At 46.6% G+C, this 6,005-nt stretch carries 9 protein-coding genes; 5 read left to right on the plus strand and 4 right to left on the minus strand.

Annotated features, from left to right (window positions below; all coding sequences use genetic code 11):
* The first annotated feature begins 47 nt into the window (after nt 1–47).
* Both ccgAI and ccgAII read left to right on the plus strand, forming a co-directional pair.
* Nucleotides 48–227: a protein CcgAI gene (gene ccgAI, locus ACOTX2_RS24410; protein ID WP_000214483.1), complete on the plus strand. Its 180-nt coding sequence runs from the start codon at nt 48–50 to the stop codon at nt 225–227.
* Between the two features lie 54 nt (nt 228–281).
* Nucleotides 282–602 (plus strand): protein CcgAII, encoded by a 321-nt coding sequence (ccgAII, locus tag ACOTX2_RS24415; protein ID WP_001749971.1) that lies wholly within the window; start codon nt 282–284, stop codon nt 600–602.
* Nucleotides 603–712: 110 nt separating this feature from the next.
* On the opposite strand, the gene ACOTX2_RS24420 is transcribed toward ccgAII, so the two are convergent.
* The 4 genes from ACOTX2_RS24420 to stbA all read right to left on the minus strand — a co-directional run bounded on the left by ACOTX2_RS24420 (nt 713) and on the right by stbA (nt 2,753).
* Complete coding sequence (locus tag ACOTX2_RS24420) at nt 713–1,057, minus strand: hypothetical protein (RefSeq protein WP_000999874.1); 345 nt, start codon at nt 1,055–1,057, stop codon at nt 713–715.
* Between the two features lie 181 nt (nt 1,058–1,238).
* Entirely contained in the window at nt 1,239–1,607 is a 369-nt protein-coding gene (gene stbC / locus ACOTX2_RS24425) for a plasmid stabilization protein StbC (RefSeq protein ID WP_000414913.1), read from the minus strand.
* 1 nt (nt 1,608) lies between these two features.
* Nucleotides 1,609–2,325: a StbB family protein gene (gene stbB / locus ACOTX2_RS24430; protein WP_001749973.1), complete on the minus strand. Its 717-nt coding sequence runs from the start codon at nt 2,323–2,325 to the stop codon at nt 1,609–1,611.
* Nucleotides 2,326–2,333: 8 nt separating this feature from the next.
* The gene (stbA, locus tag ACOTX2_RS24435) at nt 2,334–2,753 is read right to left on the minus strand and encodes a plasmid stabilization protein StbA (protein WP_001749974.1); all 420 of its coding nucleotides are present in this window, start codon (nt 2,751–2,753) and stop codon (nt 2,334–2,336) included.
* A 490-nt stretch (nt 2,754–3,243) separates the two neighbouring features.
* Here stbA and ACOTX2_RS24440 point away from each other — a divergent pair, with 490 nt between their 5' ends.
* The 3 genes from ACOTX2_RS24440 to mobF form a co-directional block, all read left to right on the plus strand.
* Nucleotides 3,244–3,660 (plus strand): hypothetical protein, encoded by a 417-nt coding sequence (locus ACOTX2_RS24440; RefSeq protein ID WP_001749975.1) that lies wholly within the window; start codon nt 3,244–3,246, stop codon nt 3,658–3,660.
* A gap of 1 nt (nt 3,661) precedes the next feature.
* On the plus strand, nt 3,662–5,191 hold the full coding sequence (locus tag ACOTX2_RS24445; protein WP_000342688.1) for a type IV secretion system DNA-binding domain-containing protein: 1,530 nt from the start codon (nt 3,662–3,664) through the stop codon (nt 5,189–5,191).
* A partial coding sequence (gene mobF / locus ACOTX2_RS24450) for a MobF family relaxase (RefSeq protein ID WP_421626000.1) occupies nt 5,191–6,005 on the plus strand: 815 nt, incomplete at its 3' end. The genes ACOTX2_RS24445 and mobF, both read left to right, overlap by 1 nt.

Consider the following 6,005-nt stretch of genomic DNA (forward strand, 5'->3'; position numbering starts at 1 on the left):
TACCGCCACCCGAAAAATTGCCGGTATCGGATCACTAAGGAGTAAGCATGACCACTGTTACCACCCCTTCCCAGCTGAAAAAAGAAGTCGAATCTCAGAAAGAATTATTGCTGCGCGCCTGCCTCGAAGCGTTCAACCAGCTGCCTAATCAGCGCCTGCAAGGCGCTTTCACATCGACGTATGCACTGGCGGCAAAATTAGACCAGCTGCTGCAACAAACTAAATAGCACTGACGACCCGGCCAAGCCGGGTCTTTAACAGAAAGATCGAGGACAAACGACATGACCACACAAACCCTTGAGCAGACTCTTGAAGATTTTCGTCGCCAGTGTGAGAGTTTTGCGCGCGAACAGCAGCCCCGCTGCGGCCTGATTTATGAACTGTATCAGCGCCGCCTGAGCGCGGTTATTGACGGCTATCTTGCTGGCGTTCCGGCCGAGTATCGGGAAGAACTGATCGCGGTAGCGCGGCGTGAATTTGACTATCTGACCCAAGACGAGATCGCGGAAGAAATCCGGCAGGATCGGGAAAACGATTATTGCAGCCACGGTATTGAGCGTAATTGTTGCCCGCTGGGCTGCGGAGATCTAGACGATTACTGAGCCGCCGAAAGAAAAAAACCCGGATTGACCGGGCTTTTTTCTTTCCGCTGCGCGGCCGTTTCAGTTATTACTCCGCGCTGCTTTTGGCAATTTCTGTATAGCACAATACACTACACATTAAGCTCGTTTGCTTCGACGGCTAGCCAGCAGTTAAAGGTTTCGCTCTGCCGTTCGCCGCCGCAACCTCCCTCCGCTTTCAGCTTTCCGCAAGCCTGGCATTTCCCCAGCTGCGCCTTTTGCTCCTGCCACTGTTGCCAGTTTCGGATCAGCAGCAGTTGGAAAAACTCATTCGTGGAATAGGCTGTTCGTCCTGGACGACGAACCCGGCAAAGCTCCTGTAACATTGCTTCTTCCTGTTTTGTTAGCGTGACTGTCACGCTAGCGCCTTCCTCTTTGAGTCGCGCGCGGCGCCGGGCCTGGCGAATACGGGCTTGTTCACGCTGTCGGTCATTCATATTTTTCCTCCACGTGACTGTCACGTTGAATTAAACCGGGCATTACCCCTGCGGGGCCGTTCTGCCGTGCTGCGCATCGAGCCGCTACGCGTCTCGCCCCTTCGGGCGGCGGCCACTAATGCCTCCGGCCTGCGGCCTCCGCGCTTCGCTTGAAAAAAAACCGGGACATGCCCGGTTTACATTATCTCAGTAGAATTATGGCTATCGCGGCACCCACGGCGGCGCCCACAATAGTGCAGCCAGCTGTAATAAAAAGGATCTGACGGGTTAACGTCTCAGCTCTGGACGCCTGCGCGCGGCGGAACTTCGTCAGAAATTCCTCACGCGCCTTAGCATCATCACTAATTGCCAGGCTAATTGAACGCTGGTTTTCTACTAAAGTCCGTTTAAGAGAGTCTGCCGTCTCTCCTAAACTTTCGGTGTCTTTTGCCAGCTTTTCCGAAAGCGCAGAAAGTATCTCAGTCATTTCTTTCTGACTTGCGGTGATTTCCTTCGCGTCACCTAAAAACCAATCCATCAGAACTTCAAATTTATCTGGCTGCTTTTCCATTTTATTCTCCCATTAAAGCCGCATATGCTTTATCGAGATTAGCTTTAACAGGAATTGCCTGTTTCATGTAGGTATAACGGCGGGCCAGTTTTTTGCGCTCGTCAGCATCCGTTGTTTGTTTAGCGCGGGCTTTAAATTCTTCTGGATCTTCAGCGGTCAATGCTTCGAATGAGATACGGTGATACGCGAGATATTCGAAAACTTCACTGTTATAAATAACAGATTTCTTGCTGATTTTGCCAACTTTCGTTCGTTTGACAAATTCAAATACCGGCGCCAGTACATCCTCTACTTCACTATCTGGACTAATGCGGTTTGGAACAAAGATGATTTTATCGCTGCTTACACCTGCCTTACTTAACGTATGTGCTGTTTTCAGGCTTTCATCAATGGCCTTATTATCAGGCGTAACCGGGATTACATACTTATCAAATTCATTCGCGCCACTGTCAAAGCGGGACATTGCCATCAGGAACGCTTCTACGTTTGACGCACCAATATCAATAATCCCGGCATCTTCAAAAACAATATCTTCAATCAACCGTGAAAAGTCATCACCTTTAAAAATGGAAACATTCTCAATCCCCAGATCGGAAGCAGACTGGTTGATAGTTTCAACCGCATAGAATTTTGCTCCAGTCAGACGCGGGGCTAACAGGTAGGATGAAATTAAGGTTTTACCAACGCTGCCACTGTAATTAATTACCGCTACTTTCATAAATCACCTCAGAATTTTTTATTGAACATCTTAGGGTCGAAATCTTCACTGATTTTATTGAAGAACTCTTTATCAATAATGCCGGGACTTTCTTTTTTTTCACTTCCTTGCGGTTCAGGCTCAGGCGGCGTTTGTGTATTGTGCAATACACTTTCCTCTGCACCTTTCTCGCTACCTCCTTTTTGTGTATTGTGCAATACACTATCATCATTGTTCGGCATCCTTTCATGTGTATTGTGCATTCCATTTTTCCGGATTTGCCGCGCTCTATATAGGGACGTATCAAAGCTACGAACGTTCACACCTTCCAGGCCGAAGCGTTCAGAAACTGCCTTATAAATTTCCTCCCTGGAAACTCCCAGTGACAGCATTTCTTCTATTTCCGGCAACATCAACTGAAGTGCCGCCCTGATACTTTTGGGCTTCATAGTACCCTCATTTAGAATGATGTAATTTTGATGTAATTTTGATGTACTTTTGATGTACTTTTGTTGTACTGGCTACCTCATGACCAAAGAATGATGTAATTTTGTTGTACTGTCAACCTTCAAGTGATGTAATTTTGATGTAATTTTGATGTACTTTTGTTGTACTGGTATTCATGCAAGCATGAATACGGAATATTGAACGCTTTTTAGCCAGTTAGTCCTTAACCTACGTAGATCGCCCCTACCAAAAAAGATGATTTTTTATCCCTTAACCTGCTATACACCTAACGCAGCGCGATAAATCACGCTATCATACTGATTTAAAAGATAAAAAAATAAATAGCAACAATATTCGGTAATAATTAGGTATTAAAAACACCCAATAACTCATTGTTTTATAATGAGTTTGCTTTATTACTTTGGTAATACTAAGATTTCAGCTTGTTAGATCCCAATTTTTTGTTTAAAAAATGCACAATGTGAGGACTGAATGCCAATAATAACCGCAAAAGTATCAGATGAACTTTTGGCCTATATAGACCTGGTTTCAGGAGGTAATCGGTCAGATTATCTGCGGCGCTGCATTGAAGCTGGCCCAGGTGATCGGGAGTCCGGGTTGAAAATAGTTGCCGACCGGCTGAGCGACGTAAATCGCAAACTGGATTATCTTTTTGACCGTGCTTCAGATGCGGATTTTGGCCCACTGCGCGATGAGCTGAAGGCAATAACCGAAACGCTATCTGGCGTAAAATTCCCACCGGCAGGACAGATGATGTTGCATGAATCACTCGCTATTGAAACGCTAATCCTCCTGCGCTCGATAGCAGAACCGGGCAAAACCAAAGCGGCAAAAGCAGAGGTTGAACGTAACGGCTACAAAGTCTGGGAACCAAAAAAGGAGCGCTGAAATGGACGATAGAGAAAGAGGCTTAGCATTTTTATTTGCAATTACTTTGCCTCCAGTGATGGTATGGTTTCTAGTTGCAAAATTTACCTACGGTATTGATCCATCCACGGCTAAATACCTGATTCCGTATCTGGTTAAGAATACTTTTTCGCTATGGCCTTTATGGTCAGCTTTAATTGCTGGCTGGTTTATTGGTGTTGGCGGTCTGATCGCTTTTATCATTTATGATAAATCACGCGTGTTTAAAGGCGAAAGATTCAAAAAGATTTATCGTGGTACAGAGCTTGTTCGCGCCAGAACACTCGCTGATAAAACACGCGAAAGAGGTGTCAACCAGTTAACCGTGGCTAATATCCCCATACCTACATACGCTGAGAACTTGCATTTTTCGATTGCCGGTACAACCGGTACTGGTAAAACCACAATTTTCAATGAACTGTTATTTAAGAGCATCATTAGAGGCGGCAAAAATATTGCTTTAGATCCAAATGGGGGCTTCTTAAAGAATTTCTATCGTCCCGGCGATGTTATTTTAAACGCCTATGATAAACGCACTGAAGGCTGGGTGTTTTTCAATGAAATTCGCCGTTCATATGATTACGAGCGCTTAGTGAACTCTATTGTTCAGGAAAGCCCTGATATGGCTACTGAAGAATGGTTCGGCTATGGCCGTCTTATTTTTAGTGAAGTTTCGAAAAAACTTCACAGCCTATATAGCACAGTAACTATGGAAGAAGTTATTCACTGGGCCTGTAACGTTGACCAGAAAAAATTAAAAGAATTTTTAATGGGGACGCCTGCCGAAGCTATTTTTTCCGGGTCTGAAAAAGCAGTTGGAAGCGCGCGATTTGTTCTCAGTAAGAATCTTGCCCCACATTTGAAAATGCCGGAAGGTAATTTTTCCCTGCGTGACTGGCTTGATGATGGAAAGCCGGGAACCCTGTTTATCACCTGGCAGGAAGAAATGAAAAGGTCACTTAATCCGCTAATTTCCTGCTGGCTGGATTCGATTTTTTCTATCGTGCTGGGTATGGGTGAAAAAGAAAGCCGCATTAATGTATTTATTGACGAGCTGGAATCACTCCAGTTTCTGCCAAACCTCAACGATGCACTGACCAAAGGGCGTAAAAGCGGTCTGTGTGTTTATGCTGGCTATCAAACCTATTCTCAGCTGGTTAAGGTTTATGGTCGGGATATGGCTCAGACAATTCTGGCTAACATGCGTTCTAACATCGTGCTGGGCGGCAGCCGTCTCGGTGATGAAACGTTGGATCAAATGTCGCGCTCACTCGGTGAGATAGAAGGCGAAGTTGAGCGTAAAGAATCCGATCCTCAGAAGCCCTGGATTGTCCGTAAACGCCGCGACGTTAAAGTTGTTCGTGCCGTAACGCCTACCGAAATATCAATGTTGCCAAACCTCACCGGCTATCTGGCGTTGCCTGGTGATATGCCCGTCGCTAAGTTCAAGGCTAAACACGTTAAATACCATCGCAAAAACCCTGTTCCTGGCATTGAACTGAGGGAGATCTGATGCTTGATATAACCACGATTACCCGCCAGAACGTCACTAGCGTTGTGGGCTACTACTCTGATGCAAAGGATGATTACTACAGTAAGGATTCATCATTCACGTCCTGGCAGGGAACCGGAGCTGAAGCCCTCGGCTTATCCGGGGACGTTGAATCAGCCCGGTTTAAAGAGCTGCTTGTCGGAGAGATAGATACCTTCACGCATATGCAGCGACACGTGGGTGATGCCAAAAAAGAGCGTCTGGGCTACGACCTGACGTTTTCAGCGCCTAAAGGGGTATCCATGCAGGCGCTGATACACGGCGATAAAACCATTATCGAGGCTCATGAAAAAGCTGTTGCCGCTGCTGTGCGTGAAGCTGAAAAACTCGCGCAGGCCCGGACGACTCGCCAGGGGAAATCAGTAACCCAGAATACCAATAACCTTGTCGTCGCTACTTTTCGCCACGAAACGTCCAGGGCGCTAGATCCTGATTTGCACACCCACGCTTTTGTCATGAACATGACCCAGCGCGAGGACGGCCAGTGGCGCGCGCTCAAAAATGATGAGCTGATGCGTAACAAAATGCACCTGGGCGATGTTTACAAACAGGAGCTGGCGCTGGAGTTGACCAAAGCCGGTTATGAGCTGCGTTACAACAGCAAAAATAACACGTTCGATATGGCCCATTTTTCAGACGAACAGATTCGCGCTTTTTCCCGCCGGTCGGAGCAAATTGAAAAGGGACTCGCTGCAATGGGCCTGACGCGGGAAACCGCCGATGCTCAGACGAAAAGCCGCGTCTCGATGGCGACGCGTGAAAAGAAAACAGAGCA

Source organism: Enterobacter cloacae complex sp. IR5412 (assembly GCF_049237385.1).
Classification (GTDB): Bacteria; Pseudomonadota; Gammaproteobacteria; order Enterobacterales; family Enterobacteriaceae; genus Enterobacter; species Enterobacter intestinihominis.

Bases quoted from the DNA above. Each gene is read 5' to 3' on its own strand.
- ccgAI (WP_000214483.1), top strand. From the start codon at position 48: ATGACCACTGTTACCACCCCTTCCCAGCTGAAAAAAGAAGTCGAATCT.
- ccgAII (WP_001749971.1), top strand. From the start codon at position 282: ATGACCACACAAACCCTTGAGCAGACTCTTGAAGATTTTCGTCGCCAG.
- ACOTX2_RS24420 (WP_000999874.1), bottom strand. From the start codon at position 1,057: ATGAATGACCGACAGCGTGAACAAGCCCGTATTCGCCAGGCCCGGCGC.
- stbC (WP_000414913.1), bottom strand. From the start codon at position 1,607: ATGGAAAAGCAGCCAGATAAATTTGAAGTTCTGATGGATTGGTTTTTA.
- stbB (WP_001749973.1), bottom strand. From the start codon at position 2,325: ATGAAAGTAGCGGTAATTAATTACAGTGGCAGCGTTGGTAAAACCTTA.
- stbA (WP_001749974.1), bottom strand. From the start codon at position 2,753: ATGAAGCCCAAAAGTATCAGGGCGGCACTTCAGTTGATGTTGCCGGAA.
- ACOTX2_RS24440 (WP_001749975.1), top strand. From the start codon at position 3,244: ATGCCAATAATAACCGCAAAAGTATCAGATGAACTTTTGGCCTATATA.
- ACOTX2_RS24445 (WP_000342688.1), top strand. From the start codon at position 3,662: ATGGACGATAGAGAAAGAGGCTTAGCATTTTTATTTGCAATTACTTTG.